Source organism: Nocardia asteroides, assembly GCF_900637185.1.
GTDB classification, from domain to species: Bacteria; Actinomycetota; Actinomycetes; order Mycobacteriales; family Mycobacteriaceae; genus Nocardia; species Nocardia asteroides.
Genome location: NZ_LR134352.1, coordinates 3,750,981 through 3,775,007 on the forward strand (window position 1 = coordinate 3,750,981; position 24,027 = coordinate 3,775,007).

Below are 24,027 nucleotides of genomic sequence, written 5' to 3' on the forward strand. Positions count from 1 at the left end.
CGTTGACTGCCGACCCCACCCGATCGAACGCCGAGAGCTGGCCCGCCCCCGCCGGCGCGGTCCTGCCCGACGACGACCCGTTCTACCGGGCACCGGCCGGCTTCGAGCAGCTGCCGGAGGGCACGGTCCTGCGGTGGCGGCCGATCGACCTCGCCGCCTTCGGGCTGATCCCGCTGAAGGTGACCGCCTGGCAGCTGCTGTTCCGCACCACCGAACTGAACGGACAGCCCGACGCCTCGGTGACTACGGTCATCGCGCCGGTCGGCGGCGCTGACCGGGCGACGCCGCTGTTGTCGTTCCAGTGCGCCATCGACGCGGTGACTTCGCGCGGATTCCCGTCCTACGCGCTGCAGCGCGGCTCGCGCGCGATCGGCACCTTCGCCCACGTCGAACTGCTCTGTTTCGCCGACGCGCTGAGCCGCGGCTGGGCCATCTCGATTCCCGATCACGAGGGCATGCTCGGCGCCTGGGGCGCGCCCCGCGAACCCGGCTACCGCGCCCTCGACGGCGCCCGCGCCGCACTGAATTTCGCCCCGCTCGGGCTGAATCCGCAGGCCCAGGTAGGGCTGTGGGGCTACTCCGGCGGCGGTCTGGCGACCTCGTGGGCCGCGGAGATGGCCCCGGACTACGCGCCGGAACTCGACATCGTCGGCGCGGTGCTCGGCTCGCCCGTCGGTGATCTGGTCGCGACCTTCCACCGGCTCAACGGCGGCCTGCACGCTGGTCTGCCCACGCTCGTCGTCGCCGCGCTGCGCCGGGTGTACCCGGACTTCGACGCCGCGCTCGGCCTCCATGTCAGCGAGGCGGGCATGAAGGTGCTCGAACGCGCGTCCCGGTCGACGACGGGTGCCTCGGTGCTGCGGCTGGCGCGCTACAACGTCGGCAAGCACACCGCCGTGCCGGTCGCCGATCTGCTGGCGCTCGAGGCGATGGTGGCGATGTTCACCGATGCCGAACTGGGCACCCGCGCGCCCGCGGTCCCGCTGCTCGTGGTGCAGGCCGTGCACGATCAGATCATCGCGACCGCCGACATCGACGCGCTGGTCGAGCGCTACCGCGCGCACGGCGCCCACGTCACCTACCTGCGCGACCGGTTGAGCGAGCACATCACATTGCTGGCGCTGTCGACCCCGCTGAGCCTGAACTGGCTGGCCGACCGGTTCGCCGGAGCCCCCGCGACGCCGTCGCAGACCCGCACGGTGTGGAGTGTGCTCGGCCTGCGGGCGGGCCGCCAGGGGCTGGGCGCGCTCGCCCGAGCCGCGGTCCAGGTGCTGTTCGCGCGGCCGCTGAGCGGTTCGGCGATCCGGCCCGGTCTCGGCGAGACCGCCGACGAGGCGCGGCACGCGGCGTGACGAGCCGACCGGGGAAGTAGAGGGGTTCTGTGGTGGTGGCGATCGTTGCCGAGGCTCGGCGCGCGGTGCGCAACGTGTGGTCGGTGTCCTTCGGTGGTGGGCTCGAATCGGCGCGGCCGGCGCCGTCGATGACGGTGTACGAGGGCAAGCACCGGCAGTTGCGCCGGTACGACCGCGCGACACCGGCGACCGGGAATCCGGTCCTGCTCGTGCCGCCGCTGGCGGTGACGCCGGCGTGCTTCGACCTGCGGCCGGGACAGAGCCTGGTGCGCTTCCTGCTCGACCAGGGCAGGCAGCCGTATGTGCTCGACTACGGCCGATTCGGTTACGCCGACCGGGATCTCGGGCTCGAGGACTGGACCCACGACATCCTGCCCGAGGCGATCCTGCGCGTCGCCCACGACCACGACGGCCCGGTGGACATCATCGGCTGGTCGCTCGGCGGCGCGCTGGCGCTGCTCACCTCGGCCGCCCAGCCGGACCTGCCGATCGCCTCGATCACCGGCCTGGCCACCCCGATCGACCAGTCGCGCACCCCGCTGCTGCAGCCGCTGCGCCTGGCGGGCAAGGTCACCGGCGGCCGGGAGATGGCGCTGATCAGCAAGCTGATGGGCGGGATTCCGGAGGAGTTCGTCCAGCTCGCGTTCCGGTTGCAGGCCTTCGACCGGGAACTGACCCGTCCGCTGTATCTGGCGCGCAACGCCCTCGACACCGAGGCGTTGGCACGGATGGAGGCCACCGACCGCTTCATGTCGAGCATGCCCGGCTACCCGGGCCGCTCGTCCTGGCAGATCTACCGGAGTCTGGTGGTGCGCAACGAACTCGCGCGCGGCTCGATCCGGCTGCGGTCGGACCTGGTGATCGAGCTGGCCAAGGTCACCTGCCGGGTCCTGCTGGTGGGCAGCCGCACCGACCTGGTCGTGCCCGCCGCCGCGGTCCGGCGTGGCCTGGCGGTGCTGCCCAATGCCGCCGAGGCCCGCTTCGTGGAGGTCACCGGCGGCCATCTCGGCCTGCTGGCCAACGTGTCCGCCGCGGACAGCACCTGGCCCGCGATCGAGGAATTCCTGCGCGGTTGACCGGGACCGCGCGGTCCCCGGTGGGCTCCCCCCTGCGGTGCCCACCGGGGACCGGGATCAGCCGCCGACGATGGCGGCCGAGCCGTGCAGCTTGCGCAGTTCGTGCTTGACTACCTTGCCGCCGGCATTGCGCGGCAGGGTCTCGACCACGACCAGATCCTTCGGATGCTTGTAGCGCGCGAGGTGCGCGTTGAGATGGTCTTCCAGATCGGCCAGGCTGATCTCGGCGTCGTCCTCGACGGCCACGATCGCCACCGGCACCTCGCCCCACTTGTCGTCGACCCGGCCGATCACCGCGGCCTCGCGGATCCGGGGATGGGCGAAGAGCACGTTCTCCACCTCGGCGCAGTAGATGTTCTCGCCGCCGGAGATGATCATGTCCTTCTTGCGGTCGACCACATAGACGAAGCCCTCCTCGTCGCGGCGCACCAGGTCACCGGAGTGGAACCAGCCGCCGGCGAACGCGTCGGCCGTGGCCCGCGGATTGTTCCAGTACTCGCGCATCAGCGTCGGTCCGCGGTAAACGATTTCGCCGATCTCGCCCGGGGCGACGTCGTTCATCTCGTCGTCCACGATCCGGGTGGCGATGGTCGGGATGGGCTTGCCCACGGACCCGAGCTTGCGGATCGCGTCCTCGCCGTCGAGCACGCAGGTGATCGGCGACATCTCGGTCTGCCCGAACACCGCCACGTTCAGCGCGTCTGGGAAGGTGTCGGCCATGGCCTGCAGGACGGTGTCGGAGGCGGGGGCCGCGCCCCAGCTGATCACCCGCAGCCGCAGATCACGCTGCGGCACCGAGGGATCGGCGCAGACGATCTGCCACTGCGCGGGCACCAGGAACACCGAGGTGGCGCGTTCGCGCTCCCAGGCGTCGAGCACCTCGGTGGCGTCGAAGGCCTTGAGCGGGTGGATCACCGTCAGCGCGCCGAGCACGAAACACGCGGCGACCGAACCCAAACCGGCGATATGGAACAGCGGCGACGCGCAGAAGGCGATGTCGTCGCCCGCGTAGCGCATGGCACGGATACAGGTGAGCGCCTGGGACTGCATGTTGAGGTGGGTGAGCACCGCGCCCTTGGGGTTTCCGGTGGTGCCGGAGGTGTACATGATCAGCGCGGCGGTGTCCTCGGCCACGTCGAGCGGCTCGTGCGGCGCGCCCTCCTCGGCGAGCAAGTCGTCGTAGCCGAGCAGCCCCTCACAGGTGCCCACCCCGACCACGATGCGGGTCTCGAGGCCGCCGGTCTGGCCCGCGACCGCGGTGACCAGCGGGGCGAACATCGCCTCGGTGATGATCGCGGTGGCGCCGCTGTCGGTGACCAGGTAGGCGATCTCGGGCGGGGTGAGCCGGAAGTTCACCGGCACCGCGATGGCGCCGAGAGTGTTGATCGCGAACACCGATTCGATGTACTCGGTGTTGTTGAGCATCAGGATCAGCACCCGGTCGCCCGCGCCGACACCGCGGCGGGCCAGCGCGTCGGCCAGGCGGCCGACGCGCGCGTGCAGTTCGCCCCAGGTGGTGGTCTTGCCGAGATAGCGCAGCGCGGGCGCGTCCGGGATGGTGGTGGCGTGGATCGCGATCTGGTTCATCCAGTGATTGCGTCGCGAGCGCATCGGTTCTGCGGCAATGGACATCGTCGTCTCCTTGACGGGGGAACTAGGCCGGATCGGCGACCGGGCTGGGCGCGCCGGCGAACTTGGGGGCGCGGCGGGTGAGCATGGCGGTCATCCCCTCGAGGAAGTCCGCGGAGGTGAGCAGCTCGATCTGGCCGGTCTTCTCCCGCGCGAGCGCACCGTCGAGCTCGGGCAGGGTCGCCGCGTTGATCGCGGCCTTGGTGAGTTCCAGCGCGCGCCGCGGCCCGACCGCGAGCTTGGCGGCGACCGTGTCGACCTGCTCGCGCAGTTCCTCGGCGGGCACGCTGCGGGTGATCAGGCCCGCCGCCGCGGCCTCGGCCGCGGGCAGCCTGCCGCCGAGCAGCGCCAGCTCCGCGGCCCTGGCCCGGCCCATCGCGGCCGCCACGACGGCGGTCGCGCCGCCGTCGGGCATCAGGCCGATGGAAGTGAACGGCAGCAGCAGGTAGGCACCCTCGGCCGCGTAGATCAGGTCGGCGGCCAGCGCGATGGAGGTACCGACGCCGGCGGCGGGGCCATTGACCTCGGCGATCACCGGCAGCGGCGAGTCGACGATCGCGCGGATGACGTCGTTGGCGCGGTCCATCACGACCTCGGGGGAGGCCTCGTTGCCGCCCGCGGCCGCGGCGGCGGCCAGGTCGGCGCCGGTGCAGAACGCGGTGCCCGCGCCGGTGAGCACGATGACCCGGGTCGTCGGCTCGTTGGCGGCGGCGGTGATCGCCTCGCCCAGCTCGGCCATGGTCGCCAGGTCGATCGCGTTCATCCTGGCCTGGCGGTCGATCGTGATGCGCAGGACACCGTGTTCGATGTCGAGGTGGATGCTCTCGCTCATCGCGCCACCGCCTCGACGATCGAGCCGGCCAGGCGGCCCGCGATGAGTTCCTCGGCCTCGCGCACCATCCGCGCGACCAGTTCGGCGCAGGTGGGGATGTCGCGGATCAGGCCCTGGCACTGACCGACGCTCCAGATCCCGGCGTCCACATCGCCCTCCTCGTAGACCTTCCGGCCACGCGCGCCCGCGACGAGGTCGCGCACATCGGCGAAAGTGCCACCGGCGCGCTCGATCTCGACCACCTGGCGGCTGACGGCGTTGTCGGCGACGCGGGCGGTGTTGTTCATGGTCCGGAAGATCAGCTTGGTGTCGAGCTCGGTGTTGGCGACGATCTGCTCCTTGACCGTGTGCGCGATCGGCGACTCGACGGTGCACAGGAACCGGGTGCCCATGTTGACCCCGTCGGCGCCCAGCGCCATCGCGGCGACCAGGCCGCGCGCGTCGGCGATACCGCCCGAGGCGATCATCGGGATCTCCAGCTCCCGCGCCGCCGCCGGGATCAGCACCAGGCCGGGGGTGTCGTTCTCACCCGGGTGCCCGGCGCATTCGAAGCCGTCGATGCTCACGCCGTCGACGCCGACCTGCTGGGCCTTGAGCGCGTGCTTGACGCTGGTGCACTTGTGCAGCACCTTGATCCCGGCGTCCTTGAGGAAGGGCAGGTGGGTGGCCGGGTTGCCGCCGGCGATCTCCACGATGGGCACGCCGCCGTCGATGATCGCCTGGCGGTACTCCTCGTACGGGGGCGGCGTGATGGACGGCAGGATCGTCAGATTCACCCCGAACGGCTTGTCGGTGAGGTCTCTGGTGCGGGCGATCTCCTCGCGCAGCGCCTGGGGCGTGGGCTGGGTCAGCCCGGTGAGGATGCCCAGGCCGCCGGCGTTGGACACCGCCGCGGCGAGCTCGGCTCGGCCGACCCACATCATCCCACCCTGCACGATCGGGTGCTCGACACCGAATGCCTCGGTGAATCGGGTGCGCAACATCGCGCCCTCCCTCCGGATTCGACGTTCCCGTCGGCCGCGGTCCACCAGGAACGCTTTGCAACCGACGAGAACCATGATTAACTTAGCGAGAATTGTGATTAACTTAACGGCGTCAGGCGCGGCCTGTCAACAGGGTGCGCACGCCGCTGGATCCTGAGCGTGTCCTGTCCGGTCGACCGGCCGGCGGGATGGCCACCGAGCTGGATGAAGGATGGTCGAGGATGACCGAAACCCCCACTACTACGCCCGTTTCTGCGACAATGCTCGCCACCGCGAACCCGGCGACCGGTGAGCCGGTCGGCCGCTGGGCCGTCGACGACGCCGCCGCGGTCGCCGCCGCCGTCGAGCGGGCCCGCGGCGCCGCGCGGACCTGGCGTGAACTCGGGTTCACCGAGCGGAAGCGGGCCTTACAACGGTGGGCGGCTCATCTCGTCGTGCACAGCGACGAATTCTGCGCGCTGATCAGCGCCGAGAACGGCAAGCCGGTCGACGACGCCTACCTCGAACTGATCACCGCCGTCGAACACCTGAATTGGGCGGCGGTGAACGCGCGCAAGGTCCTGGCGCCCAAGAAGGTGTGGCCGGGCCTGATGATGGCCAATCACGAGGCCGTCGTCGAGCAGCGCCCGTACGGCGTGGTCGGCGTGATCGGGCCGTGGAACTACCCGGTCTACACCCCCAACGGCTCGATCGCCTACGCGCTGGCGGCGGGCAACACCGTGGTGTTCAAGCCGAGCGAGCTCACCACCGGCATCGGCCACTGGTACGCCGACGCCTTCGCGAAGGCGAATCCCTCACTGCCCCAGGGCATTCTGAGCGTCGTCAGCGGGCCGGGGGAGACCGGCCGGGCGCTGGTGGAATCCGGCGTCGACATGATCGCCTTCACCGGATCCACCGCGACCGGCAAGCGCATCATGGCCGCCGCGGCCGCCCGGCTCACCCCGGTCGTGCTCGAGTGCGGCGGCAAGGACGCCGCGATCGTGGCCGAGGACGCCGATGTCGCGGCGGCCGCCGACGCGATCGCCTGGTCGGCGATGTCGAACTCCGGGCAGACCTGCGTCGGCACCGAGCGCTGCTACGTGGTGGCCTCGGTGTACGACAAGTTCCTGTCCGAGCTCACCCAGCGCGTCAGCGAGCTGCGCCCCGGCACCGGATCCGACGCCTCCTACGGTCCGATGACCCTGCCCAGTCAGGTCGACGTGATCAGCAAGCACGTCGCGGACGCCCTGGCCAAGGGCGGCCGTGCGCTCGTCGGCGGACCGGAGTCGATCGAGGCTCCCTTCGTCGCGCCGATCGTGCTGGTCGACGTGCCCGAGGACTCCACGGCGGTGACCGAGGAGACCTTCGGTCCCACGCTGACCGTGCGCGCGGTGGCCGACGTCGAGGAGGCGATCGCGCTGGCCAACGCCAGCGAGTTCGGGCTCGCCTCGTCGGTGTTCTCCCGCAAGCGCGGCATGGAGATCGCGCGCAAGCTGCGCGCGGGCGCCACCTCGGTGAACAGCCCGGCCGCCTACGCGGCCATCCCGGCGCTGCCCTTCGGCGGTGTCGGCGAGTCCGGCATCGGCCGCATCCACGGTGCCGCCGGCCTGCTCGGCTTCACCCGGCCGCACTCGATCGCGCGGCAGCGCTTCGTGATTCCCGGCATGGCGCTCCTGTCGTTCGCCCGCACCGAGTCGACGCTGTCGACCGTGCGCAAGCTCACCGCTCGCCGCTTCGGCCGGGCCAAGTAGACCCAACCATCCATCCGTAGGAAAGAGGAACACAGCATGGGCGTCGAATTCAGCCCGGAACAGAAGGATTTCGCCGCGGCGGTGGCCGCGTTCGCCAAGCGCGAGGCGGGCACCAGGGAGCAGCGTGACGCGCTCACCGCGCACGACTCCGAGCAGCACAACCCCGGCGTGTACGCGAAGATGGCCGAACTCGGCTGGCTGGGCCTGACGGTGCCCGAGGAGTACGGCGGCTCGGACGCCTCCATGGTCGACATGTGCATCCTGCTGGAGGAGTCGCTGCGCGGCATGCTGCCGATCGGCGCGATCGGCCCGACGCTGATCACCGGCGGCGCCTACGCCAAGTTCGGCACCGAAGCGCAGAAGGAAGACGTGCTGCGCGGCATCGTGCGCGGTGCCTCCCAGTCGATCTCGATGTCGGAGCCCGAGGCGGGCTCGGATGTGGGCAACCTGTCGACCAAGGCGGTCAAGACCGCCGACGGCTGGCTGATCAACGGCCAGAAGACCTGGTGTTCCAACGCGCACATCTCCGAGAACATCCTGCTCGTCGCCCGCACCTCGAAGGAGGGCGGAAAGCACGAGGGCCTCACCATGTTCCACGTGCCCGCGAACACGCCGGGCCTGCAGATCAGCCCGATCGAGCTGATGGGCAACCAGACCGAGACCAACGATCTGTACTTCACCGACTGCGTGCTGCCCGAGGACGCGGTGGTCGGCGAGGAGGGCAACGGCTGGCGTCAGCTGATGACCGGGCTCAACTTCGAGCGCCTCATCCTGGCCGCCATGAGCCTGGGCGCCGCCGAGCGCGCGTTCGAGGACACCCTGGCGTTCGTGACCCAGCGCAAGCAGTTCGGCAGGCCGATCGGCACGTTCCAGTCGCTGCGGCACCGGCTGGCCGATCTGGCCACCGAGATCGAATGCACCAAGCTGCTGGTCTACAACGTGGCCAGGGAGGCCGACGCCAACCCCACCAAGATGCTGGCCCGCGAAGCGTCGATGGCCAAGCTCAAGGCCACCGAGACCAGCAAGCGGGTGGCGCTGGAGGGCATGCAGATGATGGGCGGCTACGGCTACGCGCGCGAGTTCGACATGGAGAAGCACGTGCGCGGCGCCCTGGTGTCGACCATCTTCGGCGGCACCAGCGAGATCCAGCGCGACATCATCGGTCGCACCCTGGGCCTCTAGCCCGGACGGACGCGTCGCCGGGCCCGGTCGGTCCGGCGGCGCGTCAGGCGTGCCCGAACAGGGTGGCGCGCTGGAGGGTGATCACCCGGTTCTGCGGGGCGGCGCCGTCGTCGCCGAAGGCCCGGCCCAGGTCCACGACCAGGGCGAAGCCGGCGTGAACCAGGATGCGCGCCTCGGCCTCGGACAGCTCGGGCCGGACCTGGACCAGCAGTTTGGTCCACTCGGCGATGACGAGCTGCTGGATGTGCTGCAGGGTCACCCGGTCCTCGGCCGCGATATTGCGGAATTCGGCGTAGTACACGTAGGTGAGCGCCCTGGCCTCGAACGAGCCCTCGACATACAGGTCGATCAGGCCCGACAGCGCCGCGGCGGGCGAAGCCGAGGCGGCCACCATGGGGCCGATCGACCCCGAGACGATGTCGGCCGCGCGCCGGAACGCGGCGGCCAGCAGGTCGCTCTTGCTGCGGTAGTAGCGGTACACCGCCGAGGCGGTGGCGAGCTCGGCCGCGGTGGCGATGTCCTCGACGCTGACGTTCTGATAGCCGCGCTCGTGGAACAGATCCACCGACTTGGTCAGCAGCACCTCGTGCATGAACGGCGCGGACCCGGTGTCCGGTTCGGCCGGCGGGCCGGTCCGGACGGGCGCGGGCAGGTCGACCTCGCGCAGGGCCAGGCAGGCCGAGGCGAGCAGCGGGGTCAGCAGCCGGGTCGGCAGGCTCGCGTGATGATCGCCGATGCTGCTGACCACGCTGAACATCGCCACCGAACGGACCGCGACATCGTCGCGGGACAGCTCGGGGCGCAGTTCGCGCACCCGGTCGCCGAGCAGGCGCACGGCCTCGGCGAACTTGGCGTCCAGCGCCCGGCGATCCTCGTCCTCGAGGTAGCGGCGTTCCCAGCGCACGAGCGCGGTGGTGGAGCGGTTGGCGACGGTCTTGGTGATGATCGCGTCGACGACGTGGTCCCAGCGCTGCTGCGGCGTCCGGTCCGCGGCGTCCTCGGGCAGTGTCACCGCCTCGATGGTGAGATCGGCCAGGCGGAACAGCTCTTCGCGGAACAGCGCGTACTTGCTGCGGTAGTGGCGATAGAGCGCGGCCGAGCTGATGTCGAGGCGGCGGGCGATGTCCTCCATGCTCACCCCGTGGTACCCGTGGGCGCCGAACGCGGCGGCCGCCTCGGCGGCGATCTGCGCGCGGCGGTTCTTGGGGCGGCGGCGCACGACCCGCTCCGGCGTGGCCGGATGCGTCCCGGTCGCGGCCGGGTTGGAGTCGGCCGTGCGCGGGCTGTGGTCGGTGACGCTCATATCTCGATGGTACGGAGGCGTCTCGGCCGGTCCGACCGGTACTCCTCGGTGCGCGCCGCGACGCTCGCGCGGCGCGCACCGAGCGGTGCGGTCTAGCTGGTCACCGCGGTGCTCTCGGCGACCGGTTCCGCGGTGGCGTCACCGCCGCGCGGAACGGTGAACGTGGCCACGACCGCCAGGGTCGCGATGACGAAACAGGCCACGGTGTACCAGAGATTGCCGATCGGGTCACCGTTCGCGGTCTCACCGTCGACGGCGGCGAAGAAGTCCGGCAGCGCGGCGAGCCACAGCCCGGCCATCACCACCAGATAGACCACGGCGTACCGCTGGACGAACGGATTGACATAGCCCGGCCCGTCCCCGTCGCCCCGGCGCAGGTCACGCCAGCGCCGGACCAGCACGACCGCGCCGACCACCGACAGCGCGATCAGTTCCAGCGCGTAGACCACCCCGCGCACGGTGGTGCTGCTCGCGCCGAGCACCGTCGCGGGCAGCGGCAGCAGGAATGTGCCGACCGATGCGAGCAGCCCGATCACCACAGTGCGCCAGACCAATTCGACACCGGCGAAGTCCCGGCCCGCGTCGACGTGCCTGCCCACGAAGTACTGCACGCAGAAGGCCAGCGACATCGGCCACAGCGCGGCGAACACCACCACGCTGCCCACCGGGACCGCGTCGAACATCGGCTGGTTGATGGGATTGTCCACCGACCATTCCCACCAGCGCAGCTGCGGGCCGATGTGGTCGAAGATCTCGTAGAACGCGTGATGGACGAAGCCGACACAGGTGGCGCCGACCAGGGTGCCGTAGCGCCGGAACACCCCGAGCATCCGGACGATCCCGAAGGCCACGGTGGCCATGAACGGATAGATCGCCACGATGTAGATCGGCAATCGGCCCCACAGGAAGTCGACGGTGAACACGTTGTGCGCGAACATCGTGTCGACGTGGTCCTCGATGCCGAACGCGGCCGGGAAGTACAGCGGCGGCTCGATGACGAACAGGTAGGCCGTGGCGCCGAACCACAGCACCAGGTCGGTCGGATCGCCGTGCCTGCGCAGCCGCACGATCGCGTACCAGAGCGCCAGGACGGCCCCGATCACGATGGTGAGCTCGAGCACCGGCAGCGTCCAGTTCTCCAGGGCGAAGGGGTTGCGGAACTCGACGAGCCCGCCCGCTTCGGCGCAGGAGAACCCGAGCTGGCCTGCCAGGTCGGCGAAGGTGGGGGAACAGTGTTCGCTCACGGGTCGGCCTCCTACGAGCTCACGGAATCGGCGGTGTACCACCGGGTCACGTCGTAGCCCTCGTCGTAGCGGCGGAACCACTCGTCGGCCAGGGCGGGCAGGTTCTCGTGCTCGGGATTGTGCCGGGGCATCTGGCTGCGGATGATGCCGCCCAGTGCCACCAGCTGCTCGCCCAGGCCCAGGTCGTCGAACGCGCGCGGCATGGTGCCGTTGTCGGCGGGGCGCAGGCCGGGCAGCCACCGGCGCAGGGTCTGCCCGCGACGGTAGTTGGCGAACATCGACAGCGCGTCGACCTGCCGATCCGCCAGCGGCACATGCTCGTTGAAGCCTTCGCAGGCCACCCGGATCACCTGCAGGACGTGCCGGAAGATCGAGGGCGCCACCCGCATCCGGTACAGCTCGCTGCCGACGACGGAGTTGAAGATGATCAGCGCGGAACTGCGGTGCTCGACCTCCTCGACGAAGTGCCAGATGAACAGCGAGGCGACGCGGTCGTCGCCGGGGGCGAACAGGTTCGCGTCGTTGTCGAGCATGAGCTTGAACACCGGTGTGAAGGTGGCCTCGAGGTCGGCGGTGTAGGCCAGGCGGTACTTGATCGGGGTGCTCGCGGTGAGCTTGTCGAACTCGGCGATCACCGCGTCGAGGGTCTGCTGCAGGCCGGGGTAGCGGCGGATCAGCGCCTTCACGTGCTGGCGGTGCGCGGTCGAGTGCTGACCCTCCTGACGCATGAAGGCGTCGGCCTCCTCGGCCACCTCCGGGTCGGTGATCTGCGGCTTCGCCTGCGTGATCAGCTGCACGATCATCTTCTCGAAGCCGATCGCCAGGAACGAGACCGCGTTGGCCATCGAGGAGAAGGCCGGGTTCTGCGGGTTCCACAGGAACGGCACATCGTGGTCGGCGAAGGCGAAGTCCATTTTGCGGACGTGAAGTTCGGTCACGGTGAAGTACCTCGTTGGTTTCGGGCGTGCGCGTGCCGCTCGGGCGATTGAGGCAATCATACGAACCGGCGCAAGTGTGTATGATCACTTTCGTAGAATTCGCTCTGACCAGGGGTTGTGCTAGCGTCCACCCGGTGGCGCGCAGACGTGGATGGGGTGGCAGTCCACCGGCTGACGATGCGGAAGCATCGCGCCGGATCATCGCCGCCGCAGTCGAACTCATCGGCCGGACCGGCGCGGAGATCTCCATCGCCGACGTCGCCGAATCCCTCGGCGTCATCCGCCAGACCGTGTACCGGTATTTCCCCAGCGCCGACGCGCTGATGACGGCCGCCGCCATCGCCTCGGTGGACGGCTTCCTGGACCGGCTGACCGCCCATGTCGCCGGCCTCGGCGACCCGGCCGAGGCGATGATCGAAGCCGTCATCTACACCCTCACCGAGGTCCGCCGCACCCCGCACCTGGGCATCCTGCTGTCGAGCTCCTACACCAACACCCACACCGACAGCCTCACCTCCGAGGAGGCACAGGCCTTCGGCATGACCATGATCCGGCGCTTCGACGTGGACTGGACCGCCCACGGGTACGACGAGGCGGCGCTGCGCGATCTCGTCGAATACGCGCTGCGCACCATGCAGTCGTTCTTCCTGTCGCCGGGCGACCCGCCCCGCGACGGCGCCGAGCTGCGGCGTTACCTGCGCCGCTGGATGGGGACCGCGATCAGCGCGCAGGCGGCGCTCACGCGTGACCGATGAGGTCGTCGAGCGCGGTCTCGATGTCGGGACCGGTCAGCGGGTGGCGCACACTGCGCAGGATGAGCCGTTGCGGCCGTGGGCAATCCGGTGGCGCGGACTCCTGATCGGTGGGCACGACCTGGGTCCGCGCACCGAGCCGGTCGCGCACCCGGGTCATCAGCTCGTAACGGCTGGCCACCTGCGCGCCCGCGACGTGGACAACCCCGGACTCCTCGAACAGCTGGGTGAGCAGCGGCGCCAGGCTGGGCAGATACAGCGGTGTGCCGACGATGTCGGTGCGCGCCTCGACGGTGGGCGCGGTGAAGCGGGCGAGGAACTTGTCCGAGCGCGGGCTGCGCCCGTAGACCAGCGGCAGCCGGACGACGAGATGACCGGCGCGGGCCAGGACCAGATGCTCGGCCGAGGCCTTGGTGCAGCCGTAGACGTTGATCGGGGTACGCAGGGCGGTCTCGTCGTAGGAGTCGCGGGTGCCGTCGAAGACGTTGTCGGTCGACAGGTACACCAGTTTCGCGCCTGCGTCGTCCACCGTGTCCAGCAGCGCGGGCATCGGGGCCACGTTCGCCGCGTAGGCCGCGTCGGGATCGCGTTGCGCGGCAGCCAGATCCACGAGGCCGGCGGCGTGGATCACCACGTCGGCGCGGTCCGCGACGAGTGCGCGGACCGCGGCGGCGTCGGCGAGATCCAGCGCGACCAGCCCGGCGCCGCCGCCGCGACCGGTCCCGACCACCTCGTGGGTGGCGCCCAGCTGCGCGTGCAGCGCGCTGCCGACGAAACCGGAGGCGCCCAGGATCAGGATCCGCATCGCGAGGTCAGCGCGCCTGCCAGTTCGGCTTGCGCTTCTCGGCGAAGGCGAGGGTGCCCTCGCGGACGTCCTCGGTGCGCGCGACGCCCATGATCTCGCGGTTGGTGAGGTCCCAGGCCGCGTCGTCGTCGATCTTGCCGTCGACCAGGCCGAGCGCGACCCGCTTGCTCGCCTGCACCGCCAGCGGCGCGTTCTCGGCGATGCGGCCCGCCAGCTCGAGCGCGGCGTCGAGCACCATCTCCGCGGGGACCACCCGGTTGACCAGCCCGAGTTCCAGCGCGCGGGCGGCGGTGATCGGCTCGCCGGTCAGGATCATCTCCATGGCGACCTTGCGTGGGAGCTGCTCGGGCAGCCGGAAGGCGCCACCGGCGGCCGCGAACAATCCGCGCGCCACTTCGGGAAGCCCGAAGGTGGCCGTCTCGGCGGCGACGGCGAGGTCGCTGGCCAGGACCAGTTCGGTACCGCCACCGAGGGCGAAACCGTTGACCGCGGCGATGGTCGGCTTGCTGATCGGATGCCGCACGTACCCGGCCAGGCCCCAATCCTCGTGGCCGGGCGCCAGGATGTTCTGCCCGCGGCCGATCGCCTTGAGGTCGGCGCCGGCGCAGAAGGCCCGCTCGCCGGCGCCGGTGAGCACGACGGCGCGGATCTGCGGATCGGTCTCGGCCTGGACGAGAGCCTCGCCCACTCCGGTGCTGACCTCGGCGTCGACGGCGTTCATGGCCTGCGGCCGGTTGATGACGACGACCAGCACATGCTCGCGTTGCTCGACGAGGACTGCGCTCACTGTTGACTCCTTGCTTCGCTGCCCGCCCGCGGTCTCGCGTGACAGGTCCCTTCGACATGTATCACGCCGCGCCGCCGTGAGGAGCCGGATCGGCGTTCGTGAACTCGCGCACCGCCCGTCGTAGGCTGCGAACGACGCTCGTGGAAAAAAGTTTCGATCGGTTGTCGATCGGCGGCCCCGCCCGTTCGACCTAGGGATGACACGAATCCGTACCTACCGAGGAGACACACCATGAAGTACATGCTGATCATGCGCGCGACCGACGAGGCCTGGGCCGCGATGGACCAGTACGAGTTCAGCGAGATCCTGGAAACCATGGGCCGCTACAACGACGAACTCATCCGGGCGGGCGTGCTCGTCGCCGCCGAGGGACTCGACCAGGCCTCCGAGAGCGTGGTCGTCGACTACGCCTCGGAGACCCCGGTCGTCACCGACGGCCCGTACGGCGAGACCAAGGAACTGTTCGGCGGTTTCTACATCCTCAATGTCGCCTCCAAGGAGGAGGCGGTGGAGTGGGCCAAGCGGATGCCGATGACCGGGCCCGGGGTCAAGACCGAGATCCGCCGCATCCCCTCGATCGACGAGTTCCCGCAGGACAACGAGTGGATCAAGCGGGAACGGGCGTGGCGCGAGTCCACCGGGCAGGTCTGATCGCGCGATGAGCGACCATTCCGGCCGGGAGACCGTGGCCGCGGTCTGGCGGATCGAATCGGCCCGCATCGTCGGCGCGCTGGCGCGCTGGACCGGCGATTTCGCGATGGCCGAGGATCTCGCGCAGGAGGCACTGGCCGAGGCGCTGGTGACCTGGCCGCGCACCGGCGTGCCACGGCAGCCGGCCGGATGGTTGCTCACGGTCGGGCGCAGGCGCGCGATCGACGCGTTCCGGCGCCGCGCCGCGCTCGACGAGCGTTACGCCGCCCTCGCCCGTGATCTCGACGAAAGCGGCGTCCCGGCGGACGGCGACGGGGATATGCTGTGGGATCCGGACCGGATCGACGACGACGTGCTGGCGCTGATGTTCATCGCCTGTCACCCCGTGCTGTCCCGGGAAGCGCGGCTGGCGTTGACGCTGCGCGTCGTCGGCGGTCTGACCAGCGACGAGATCGCCAAGGCGTGCCTGGTGCCGACGGCGACGGTGCAGGCCAGGATCACCAGGGCCAAGAAGACCCTGGGCGCGGCCGGGGTCGCGTTCGAGGTGCCGCCCGCGGCCGAGCGCGGCGCACGGCTGGGATCGGTGCTCGGCGTGGTGTACCTGATGTTCACCGAGGGCTCGTCGGCCAGCACCGGACCCGACATGATCCGCTTCGACCTGGCCGGTGAGGCACAGCGGCTGGCCCGGGTCCTCACCGGCCTGATGCCCACCGAACCCGAGGTGTACGGCCTGCTCGCGCTGCGGGAGCTGACCGCGGCGCGCTTTCCCGCCCGCACCGGCCCCGACGGCGCGCCCGTGCTGCTCGAACAGCAGGACCGGCGCCGGTGGGACCGCTCGGCCATCCGCCGGGGCCGGGCCGCGCTGGTGCAGGCCACCCGGGTCGGCCGCGGTCTCGGCGCCTACGGCGTGCAGGCCGCCATCGCCGAATGTCACGCGGTGGCGCCCTCGGTGGCGGCGACGGACTGGGAACGGGTGGTGCTGCTCTACGAGATCCTCGGCAGGCTCGCGCCGTCGCCGGTGGTGGAGCTGAACCGGGCGGTCGCGGTGTCGATGGCCGAGGGCCCGGCAGCCGCCCTGCCGATCGTCGACGAGCTGGCCGCCGCGGGGGAGCTCGCGTCGTCACACCTGCTGCCGAGCGTGCGCGGCGAACTGCTCACCCGCCTCGGCCGCACCGACGAGGCGAGCGAGGCCCTCACCGAGGCGCTGCGGCTGTGCGGCAACGACCACGAGAAGACCGTGCTGGCCAGGAAACTCGCCGCCCTGACCTAGCTGTGTGGTCCGCGGCGGATCGTGGCCAGTGCCTCGGCCCGCGAGCAGCTCATCGGAAGTTCGGTCAGCCACCAGGTGGCGCCCGCGCGGGCGTAGGCATCGTGATCACGGTCGGTGCTCGCCGCGACCGCCACCTCGAAACCGGCGAGGTCGCCGCGATGTCCGGCCACCACGGCGAGCATCTCGGCCAGCTGGTCCGGGTCGGCCTCGGGACAGAGCCCGTCGAAGCGCGCGGCCCGGCGCAAGGGCGCTTGCCGCACCGATTGGGCGGCCACCCAGACGGGGATCCGGGGGCGCTGCACGGGACGCGGCAGGAACCGGAGCCCGTCGACGCGGTAGGCGGGCCCGTCGTGGTGGACCACCTCACCGGACCACAGCGCGGTCAGCACGTCGAGCGCTTCGTCGAGCAGCCGCGCGCGATCCCGGGGTACGGCGACCTCGCCCAACCGGGAGAACTCGCCGGTCGCCTCCGAACCCAGACCGACCCCGAGTACCAGACGTCCACCGCTGAGCAGATCCAGCGCGACGCTCTCCCGAGCCACATCCTGGGGCCGTCGCCGCGACAGCGGTGTGATCCGGGGCCCGAACACCACCCGCGAGGTCGCGGCCGCGATCGCCGCCAGCCCGATCCACGCATCGCCGACGGGCAGATCCGGCTCGTGCGGCCGGGCCACGTGATCCCAGACGAACACGCCGTCGAAGCCGGACGACTCCGCTTCGACGGCGAGTTCGGCCAGCACCCGCGGATCGGACAATTCGCCGAACGGCGGCAGATATACCCCGTAGCGCAGCGTCATCGTCGCAGTGTAGAGGGTATTTCGGGAGGTGTCGCACGCTCGTAACGTTTGTTTTCCGGAATCGTCGGGTAGCCCGTAGGGGCGACGACGAGAGGTTTGTGTAGATGTCACAGGAATCGAAATCGGTGCTGCACCGCGCTATCGGTGCGTCGGCGATCGGCAATGCGGTCGAATGGTTCGACTACGGTGTCTACGCCTATCTGGCGACCTATATCGCCGCGTCGTTGTTTCCCGGCGACGGGGAGGGTTCGAGCATCGTCTACACCCTGCTCGGATTCGCGGTCTCCTTCCTGATCCGCCCGATCGGCGGCATGATCTGGGGTCCGCTGGGCGACCGGATCGGCCGCAAACGCGTGCTGGCGACGACGATCGTGCTGATGGCCTGCTCCACGCTGGCTGTGGGCCTGATCCCCAGCTACGAGGCCATCGGGATCGCCGCGCCGATCCTGCTGTACCTGTTGCGGATGGTCCAGGGCCTGTCGGCGGGCGGCGAATACGGCGGCGCCGCGACCTTCATGGCGGAATACGCCCCGGACCGTAAACGCGGCTTCTACGGCAGTTTCCTCGAGGTCGGCACCCTGGCCGGATTCACGCTCGGAAATCTGGTCGCCCTGCTGCTGGTGAATATTCTCGACGACCCGGCGATGGAATCGTGGGGCTGGCGAATTCCGTTCCTCATCGCCGCGCCGCTGGGTTTGATCGGTATGTACCTGCGTAGCCGGGTGGAGGACACCCCGGTATTCCGCGAGGTCGAGGCCAACGACGACACCGAGGAAGTCGCCGGTGTGTACCGCGATCTGGTGACGAAATACCTGCGCCCGGTGCTGACCCTGTTCGGTCTGGTCATCGCGCTGAACGTGGTGAATTATTCGCTGCTCAGCTACACGCCCACCTATCTGGGCACCACGCTCGGGATGAAGGAATCCGACGCGCTGCTGGTGCCGCTGATCGGCCAGATCGTCATGCTGGTGACACTGCCGTTCCTGGGCGCGCTGTCGGACCGGGTGGGGCGCAGGCCGATGTGGTTGTTCTCCTGCGCGGCCCTGATGATCATGGTCGTGCCGGTGTACAAGCTGATCGGCAGCTCGCTGACCGGTGCCATCGCCGGTTTCGCGATCCTGGGCCTGCTCTACGCCCCGCAGCTGGCGACGATCTCGGCGACCTTCCCGGCCATGTTCCCCACGATCGTGCGCTTCGCCGGTGTGGCGATCGGCTACAACGTGGCCACCTCGTTGTTCGGTGGTACCGCGCCGGTGATCAACCAGGCGTTCATCGACGCCACCGGCGACCACCTCTTCCCGGCCTACTACATGTTCGGCGCCTGCCTGGTCGGCCTGGTGGCGGCCTACTTCCTGATCGAGACCAAGGGTGTCTCGCTGCGCGGTACGCAGGTTCCGGGCACACCGGAGGCGATCGAGGAGCAGCGGGACCTGGCGGCCGAGAGCGAACCCGAGGTGCTCCCCGCCCCGGAGGTCGTGCCGGTTCCCGTCGACAAGCCCGAACCGGACACGAAGCGCGACCTCGGTGACGACCCGATTCCGGTGAGCTGACCACGCCGGTCGCCACCGCGGCGACCGGCGGCCGGAATCAGTTCGCGGCGGCGGCCCGGAAGACGGCGAGCGCTTCCTCGCCCAGATGTGGGCCGCTGACCGCTACCGGCACGTTCGCGGTGGCGACCAGGTCGGCGCAGGTCAGCGCGAAGCTGGGCCCGCCGGGCAGGATCTGCCCGAATTCGGCGGCCGCCGCGGCGAACACGATGCGCCCGACCTGCGCCCACACCATGGCCGCGGCGCACATCGGACACGGCTCACCGCTGGCGTACACGGTCGCCCCGCGCAGTGCCTCGGCGTGACCCGCGGCGGTGGCGGTGGTGATGGCGACCAGTTCGGCGTGCGCGGTGACGTCGCCGCTGCTGCTCACCGCGTTCGCACCCTCGGCGAGGACGCGGCCGTCGCGGTCGACGGCCACCGACCCGAACGGCCGGTCGCCGCGTGCCAGCGCCACGCCGGCGAGGTCGATCGCGCGTCGCAGGTGGGTGCGGTCGAGGTCGGTGAGTGCGGTCATAGGCTGAGGTCCACTTCCGTTCCGATGCCGTTGGCGCGAGCCTTGTCGATGAGCAGGCGGGCCGCGGCCAGGTCCTGCAGGCCGATGCCCACCGAGTTGAACAGGGTGATGTCGCGAGCGCCGGTCCGGCCGGGGGCCCGATCGGTGATCACCTCGCCCAGTTCGGTCCGCACCGCCGCCTCGGTGATCGCGCCGTCGGCGATGGCCAGCAGCGTGTCACCGGACTTGGTGAGGGTGGTGCCGACCGAGTCTACGACGACCCGCGCCCGGCGCATGGCCTCGCCGTCGACCTCCCGGTGATCCGCGCGCGGCGGCGCCCCGACCGCGTTGACGTGCAGTCCGTCGCCGAACCACGCGCCGCGCACGACCGGTTCGCGCGCGGGGGTGAGGGTGCACAGCACGTCCGCGCCGCGCGTCACCGCCTCCGCCGACGGCATCGTGCGCACGTCGAGTCCCAGGTCCGCGATCGCGGCGCGGAACCGGTCGACCGTCGCGGCCGAGCGCGACCAGACCAGCACGGTCCGCAGCGGCCGGACCCGGGCGATCGCGCGGGTGTGCTCCACGGCGAGACCGCCGGCGCCGACCAGGCCGAGAATCGAACTGTTCCGGCGGGCAAGATATTTGGTGGCGACCGCGCTGGCTGCGGCGGTGCGGACGGCGGTGATCAGCCTGCCGTCGACGAGTGCCTCGCAGCCGCCGTCCGCGGCGGAGGTCACCACGATCACCGAGCGCTGGACCGGCAGTCCGCGCGCGCGGTTGGCCGGGAGGTCGGCCAGCAGTTTCACCGCCGCGGCCTCGGCGGACGTGGCGGCGGCCACCATCGGCACGAACGCCGCTCCGCCGAGCGACATCGCCGGTGGTGCGGGGACGAGCGCCTCGCCGCGCGCGAGTTCGGCGTGGGCGCGCTCGACCGCGGCCAGCACCTCGCCGCGATCGAGCACGGCGGCCACATCGGAATGCGACAGGATCAGGGTCAACGGACTGCTCCTCGACAAGGGGGCGGGTCAGGACGAACGGGCGAAGGCGACGGTCAGATCACGCGGTGACCGGCTGTTGCCGACCAGACCGCTGACGGCGACGATCGCGATCAGGTAGGGCAGCATCACCAGCAGCGCGAACGGCACGTGCACTCCCAGCGCGGGCAGCGCGAACTGCAGCGCCTGCGCGAGGCCGAAGAACACCGAGGCCCAGACGACGCCGAGGGCGCGCCAGCGGCCCGCGATCACCGCGACGACGGCGAGGTAGCCGATGCCGCCGGTCATGTTGTCGCTGAACGAATGCACCTCCGACAACGCGAGCTGAGCACCGCCGAGCCCGGCCGCTACGGCGGCCAGCAGCACGCCGCCGTAGCGGACCGCGCGCACCGGCAACCCGGTGCGGTCGGCGGCGACGGCGTCCTCACCGATCGCGTCGATCACCAAGCCGGGCTTGGTCCGCCGGGAGAACACCACGGCCAGCGCCACGACGACGGCCAGACACAGATAGCCCAGTGCGGTCTGCCCGAACAGGGCGGGCCCGACGACCGGAATCCGGTGCAGCAGTGGGACACGCAGCGGGTCGAACCCCGGCACCGTGTGCCCCTTGCCATCGGCCAGCAGCAGCCGCGCTCCATAGGTGGTCGCGCCGAGGGCCAGCGCGTTGCTCGCGATCCCGACGACGATCTGGTCGGCGCGCAGGGCGATACTCCAGACCGCTTGCAGCACCCCGAAGATCAACGAGGCCAGCACGGCGGTGAGCGCGCCCAGCGTGGGGGAGCCGGTGGTCACGGCGCCGAGCACGCCGGCGAACGCGCCGGTCAGCATCATCGCCTCCACGCTCAGATTCAGGACCCCGGCGCGTTCGCTGATCAGTTCGCCGCTCGCCGCGACCAGAATGGGCAGGGTGAAACCGATACCGCTGGTGGCGATGTCGGTGACCGTGTCGAGACTCATCGCGGCGCTCCCGCCAGATCGGTGGATTCGGTGCCCTGCGCAGCCGGGACCGGTGGGGGCGCGCCGGAACCGGCTGGGCGCGCCCGGGTCCAGAGCGCGGCGCCCGCGATGAACACGATCATCAGCGATTCGACGACCGCGATGGTCGAGGCGGGCACGTTCGCCGCCAGCTGCAGGTTGATCCCGCCCGAGACGAGGAAACCCAGCAGCAGCGACACCGCGACAACCGCGGCCAGCGATCCGCGCGCCAGGAGCCCCACCACCAGGCCGGAGAATCCGTAGCCGGAAGAGAATCCCTCGGCCAGCACGAACGGCGCGGTGGCCACCAGCAGACCGCCCGCCACCCCGGCGCACGCGCCCGCGGCGGACAGGCTGAGGAATCGCAGCCGCCGCACCGGCAGGCCGAGGCGGGCCGCCGCGTCCGGATTGCGGCCGACCGCGCGCAGCCGGACACCGAGTGCGGTGTGCCGCACCCGGATCGCGGTGCCCAGCGCCGCCACCAGGGCGATCCACAGCGCCACGGTGGCGGGGGAGCGGTCGATGCCCAGCAACGGCAGATGCGCCGCGGGGGTGAGCGGTGCGGACTGCGGCAGGGTCTCCGAGGAGGTCACCGGCTGGCGCAGCAGGGCGGGCTCGTGCACCACCAGCAGGACCAGCGCCAGGCCGACGAAATTGAGCAGCAGCGTGGTGATGATCTCGCTGGTACCGCGCCGCACCCGCAGGAAGGCCGCGATCGCCGCCCACGCCCAGCCCGCCGCCGCGGCGGCGAGCAGGACCGCGGGCAGGGTGATCGCGGCGGGCGCGCCGGTGAGGGTGGTGCCGATCGCGGTGGCGGCGATACCGCCGGCGCAGATCTGGCCCTCGCCGCCTACGTTCACCAGTCCGGCCCGGTGGGCGACGGTGAAGCCGACGGCGACCAGCATCAGCGTGGCGGCCACGTTGAGCGAGGCGCCCACGGCGTAGGGCGTGCCGAACATGCCGTCCCACAGTGCGGTCACGGTGGCGGCGGGAGCCGCACCCGCGACGGCCGCGAGGACCAGCCCGATCCCGCCCGCCGCGAGCATCGCCGCGGCCGCGACCACGAGCGGCTGATGCGCCCAGCGGCGCAGGGCGGCCACGCCGCCCGGAGGTGACACTCTCATGCCGAGACTCCCATCATCAATTCGCCGATCCGCTGTGCCGCCGCGGGATCGGTGGCCTCGACCGGGCCGGTGAGCGTGCCGCGGTAGGCGACGAACACGCGATGGCACAGCGCCAGAAGTTCCGGCACCTCGCTCGACACCACCAGCACCGCGCAGCCGTCGGCGGCCGCGCGGCGCAGCTGGGTGAGCACGAAATCGACCGCGCCGATGTCCAATCCGCGGGTCGGCTGGGCGGCCACCAGGCAGCGCAGGTTCGCGCTGGACAGTTCGCGCGCGAGCACCACCTTCTGCTGGTTGCCGCCCGACAGCGATCCCATCCGTGCCCACGGTCCCGCCGCGCGCACGTCGAACCGGGCGAGCTCGGTTTCCGCGGCCCGGCCCATGGCGCGCCTGTCGAGCAGGCCGAAGCGGCGGAACCGGCCGAGCTGTCCGAGGAACAGGTTCTCGGCGACGCTCATGTCGGCGATCATCGCGTCGCGGTGCCGGTCCTCGGGGACGACACCGAGGCCGAGTGCGGCGCGGGTGGCCGGGTTCGCGCGGGTGATGTCGGTGCCGTCGAGGGTGACGGTGCCCGCGGTCGCCGGGGTGGCGCCGGCGAGCACGGCGACCAGTTCGCTCTGGCCGTTGCCCTCCACGCCCGCGATGCCGGCGATCTCGCCCGGGCGCAGCTCGAGTCGGACCCGGTCGATCGCGGTGCTGCCGTCGTCGCGATGGACGGTGAGGTCCTCGATCGCCAGCACCGGCGACGCCTGCGACACCGTGTCCCCGGCCCGCGCGGGGTGTGCCGGGTCGGCCGTGTCGATGCCCAGGGTCGCCGCCACGGTCGGGTCCAGGTCGGCCGCGCTTCGCCCGACCATGGCCGTGAGCAGCTGCGGGATACCGGTATTCGACATCCGGCCGCCGCCGGCGACGGTGCCGTGGCGCAGCACCGTGGCGGCGTCGGCGACCCGGGCCACCTCGCCGAGCTTGTGTGTCACCAGCACCACGGCCTTGCCGTCGGCGGCGACGGCGCGGCAGGTCTCGAGCAGCGCGTCGATCTCGGCCGGATCCAGCACGCCGGTGGGTTCGTCGAGCAGGATCAGCGACGGATCCCGCAGCAGCGCCTTGACGATCTCGACCTTCTGCCGGGCGCCCACCGGCATGCCGGCGACCGATCGGCCGGGCTCGACGCGCAGCCCGTAGCGGTGCGCGATCTCGTCGAGCCGGGCGGTGAGCTCGGCCCGGCGAATCCGGACGCCGCGCAGGGTGAGCAGCAGATTCTCCGCGACGGTCATCGTGGTGACCAGACTGAAATGCTGGTGCACCATGGCCACGCCCGCGGCCGCCGCGGCGGCGGGGGAGTCGGGCCGGAACTCGGTGCCACCCAGCGTCATCCGGCCCGTGTCGGGCCGGTAGGCGCCGAAGACCAGATTGCACAGCGTGGACTTGCCCGCGCCGTTCTCGCCGAGAACGCAATGGACGGTGCCGGATTCGACGGTCAGGTCGACCCCGGACAGCGCCCGCACGTCACCGAAGCTCTTGCCCAGCCCGTGCAGGGTCAATGCGGGAGTGCTCATGAC

The 24,027-nt window shown here is 70.9% G+C and carries 22 protein-coding genes; 8 read left to right on the top strand and 14 right to left on the bottom strand.

The window, feature by feature from the left end:
- Positions 1-2 precede the first annotated feature (2 nt).
- Both EL493_RS17590 and EL493_RS17595 read left to right on the top strand, forming a co-directional pair.
- Complete coding sequence (locus EL493_RS17590; RefSeq protein ID WP_019046611.1) at positions 3-1,352, top strand: lipase family protein; 1,350 nt, start codon at positions 3-5, stop codon at positions 1,350-1,352.
- Between the two features lie 32 nt (positions 1,353-1,384).
- Positions 1,385-2,428, top strand: a complete 1,044-nt coding sequence (locus tag EL493_RS17595) for an alpha/beta fold hydrolase (protein WP_126405763.1) — start codon at positions 1,385-1,387, stop codon at positions 2,426-2,428.
- A 57-nt stretch (positions 2,429-2,485) separates the two neighbouring features.
- Here the strand turns inward: EL493_RS17595 and fadD5 are convergent, their stop codons facing one another.
- From fadD5 to EL493_RS17610, 3 genes are read right to left on the bottom strand one after another with little or no spacing between them, the layout of a single operon-like run.
- Positions 2,486-4,060: a fatty-acid--CoA ligase FadD5 gene (fadD5, locus tag EL493_RS17600; RefSeq protein ID WP_022567017.1), complete on the bottom strand. Its 1,575-nt coding sequence runs from the start codon at positions 4,058-4,060 to the stop codon at positions 2,486-2,488.
- 22 nt (positions 4,061-4,082) lie between these two features.
- On the bottom strand, positions 4,083-4,889 hold the full coding sequence (locus tag EL493_RS17605; RefSeq protein ID WP_019046614.1) for an enoyl-CoA hydratase-related protein: 807 nt from the start codon (positions 4,887-4,889) through the stop codon (positions 4,083-4,085).
- Positions 4,886-5,872, bottom strand: coding sequence for an NAD(P)H-dependent flavin oxidoreductase (locus EL493_RS17610; RefSeq protein WP_019046615.1), 987 nt, complete (start codon positions 5,870-5,872; stop codon positions 4,886-4,888). The genes EL493_RS17605 and EL493_RS17610 overlap by 4 nt, the downstream gene beginning before the upstream one ends.
- A 221-nt stretch (positions 5,873-6,093) precedes the next feature.
- On the opposite strand from EL493_RS17610, the gene EL493_RS17615 reads away from it, so the two are divergent.
- A complete protein-coding gene (locus tag EL493_RS17615; protein WP_030204076.1) occupies positions 6,094-7,602 on the top strand; it encodes an aldehyde dehydrogenase family protein in 1,509 nt (502 codons plus the stop codon).
- Positions 7,603-7,638: 36 nt separating this feature from the next.
- Positions 7,639-8,784: an acyl-CoA dehydrogenase family protein gene (locus EL493_RS17620; protein ID WP_019046617.1), complete on the top strand. Its 1,146-nt coding sequence runs from the start codon at positions 7,639-7,641 to the stop codon at positions 8,782-8,784.
- A gap of 43 nt (positions 8,785-8,827) precedes the next feature.
- Here EL493_RS17620 and EL493_RS17625 read toward each other — a convergent pair whose 3' ends face one another.
- From EL493_RS17625 to EL493_RS17635, 3 genes are all read right to left on the bottom strand, one after another.
- Positions 8,828-10,087, bottom strand: coding sequence for a TetR/AcrR family transcriptional regulator (locus EL493_RS17625; RefSeq protein ID WP_019046618.1), 1,260 nt, complete (start codon positions 10,085-10,087; stop codon positions 8,828-8,830).
- Between the two features lie 92 nt (positions 10,088-10,179).
- Positions 10,180-11,331 carry a hypothetical protein gene (locus EL493_RS17630; protein ID WP_019046619.1) on the bottom strand — a complete coding sequence of 384 codons (1,152 nt, stop codon included), beginning with the start codon at positions 11,329-11,331 and terminating at the stop codon, positions 10,180-10,182.
- Between the two features lie 11 nt (positions 11,332-11,342).
- A complete protein-coding gene (locus tag EL493_RS17635) occupies positions 11,343-12,269 on the bottom strand; it encodes a metal-dependent hydrolase (protein WP_022567016.1) in 927 nt (308 codons plus the stop codon).
- Between the two features lie 134 nt (positions 12,270-12,403).
- On the opposite strand from EL493_RS17635, the gene EL493_RS17640 reads away from it, so the two are divergent.
- Positions 12,404-13,024, top strand: a complete 621-nt coding sequence (locus EL493_RS17640) for a TetR/AcrR family transcriptional regulator (RefSeq protein ID WP_019046621.1) — start codon at positions 12,404-12,406, stop codon at positions 13,022-13,024.
- Here EL493_RS17640 and EL493_RS17645 read toward each other — a convergent pair.
- Entirely contained in the window at positions 13,008-13,826 is an 819-nt protein-coding gene (locus tag EL493_RS17645; RefSeq protein WP_019046622.1) for an SDR family oxidoreductase, read from the bottom strand. The two genes, EL493_RS17640 and EL493_RS17645, sit on opposite strands and share 17 nt — an antisense overlap.
- Before the next feature lie 7 nt (positions 13,827-13,833).
- Positions 13,834-14,613 (bottom strand): crotonase/enoyl-CoA hydratase family protein, encoded by a 780-nt coding sequence (locus EL493_RS17650; RefSeq protein WP_022567015.1) that lies wholly within the window; start codon positions 14,611-14,613, stop codon positions 13,834-13,836.
- A 231-nt stretch (positions 14,614-14,844) separates the two neighbouring features.
- Between EL493_RS17650 and EL493_RS17655 the strand changes: the two genes are divergently transcribed.
- Entirely contained in the window at positions 14,845-15,264 is a 420-nt protein-coding gene (locus tag EL493_RS17655) for a YciI family protein (protein WP_019046624.1), read from the top strand.
- Positions 15,265-15,271: 7 nt separating this feature from the next.
- Complete coding sequence (locus EL493_RS17660; protein WP_019046625.1) at positions 15,272-16,534, top strand: RNA polymerase sigma factor; 1,263 nt, start codon at positions 15,272-15,274, stop codon at positions 16,532-16,534.
- Here the strand turns inward: EL493_RS17660 and EL493_RS17665 are convergent.
- On the bottom strand, positions 16,531-17,331 hold the full coding sequence (locus EL493_RS17665) for an LLM class flavin-dependent oxidoreductase (RefSeq protein ID WP_019046626.1): 801 nt from the start codon (positions 17,329-17,331) through the stop codon (positions 16,531-16,533). The genes EL493_RS17660 and EL493_RS17665 overlap by 4 nt on opposite strands.
- Before the next feature lie 104 nt (positions 17,332-17,435).
- Between EL493_RS17665 and EL493_RS17670 the strand changes: the two genes are divergently transcribed.
- Complete coding sequence (locus EL493_RS17670; protein WP_019046627.1) at positions 17,436-18,881, top strand: MFS transporter; 1,446 nt, start codon at positions 17,436-17,438, stop codon at positions 18,879-18,881.
- A 37-nt stretch (positions 18,882-18,918) separates the two neighbouring features.
- Here EL493_RS17670 and EL493_RS17675 read toward each other — a convergent pair whose 3' ends face one another.
- Genes EL493_RS17675 through EL493_RS17695 form a run of 5 tightly spaced genes read right to left on the bottom strand, consistent with a single transcriptional unit; the run spans position 18,919 to position 24,024 of the window.
- Positions 18,919-19,395 (bottom strand): nucleoside deaminase, encoded by a 477-nt coding sequence (locus EL493_RS17675; protein ID WP_019046628.1) that lies wholly within the window; start codon positions 19,393-19,395, stop codon positions 18,919-18,921.
- Positions 19,392-20,372: an ornithine cyclodeaminase family protein gene (locus EL493_RS17680; RefSeq protein WP_019046629.1), complete on the bottom strand. Its 981-nt coding sequence runs from the start codon at positions 20,370-20,372 to the stop codon at positions 19,392-19,394. Before EL493_RS17680 ends, EL493_RS17675 begins: the two co-directional genes overlap by 4 nt.
- Positions 20,373-20,399: 27 nt before the next feature.
- Positions 20,400-21,326: an ABC transporter permease gene (locus EL493_RS17685; protein WP_019046630.1), complete on the bottom strand. Its 927-nt coding sequence runs from the start codon at positions 21,324-21,326 to the stop codon at positions 20,400-20,402.
- Positions 21,323-22,468 (bottom strand): ABC transporter permease, encoded by a 1,146-nt coding sequence (locus EL493_RS17690; protein ID WP_022567014.1) that lies wholly within the window; start codon positions 22,466-22,468, stop codon positions 21,323-21,325. Before EL493_RS17690 ends, EL493_RS17685 begins: the two co-directional genes overlap by 4 nt.
- A complete protein-coding gene (locus tag EL493_RS17695; RefSeq protein WP_022567013.1) occupies positions 22,465-24,024 on the bottom strand; it encodes an ABC transporter ATP-binding protein in 1,560 nt (519 codons plus the stop codon). The genes EL493_RS17690 and EL493_RS17695 overlap by 4 nt, the downstream gene beginning before the upstream one ends.
- Between the last annotated feature and the right edge of the window lie 3 nt (positions 24,025-24,027).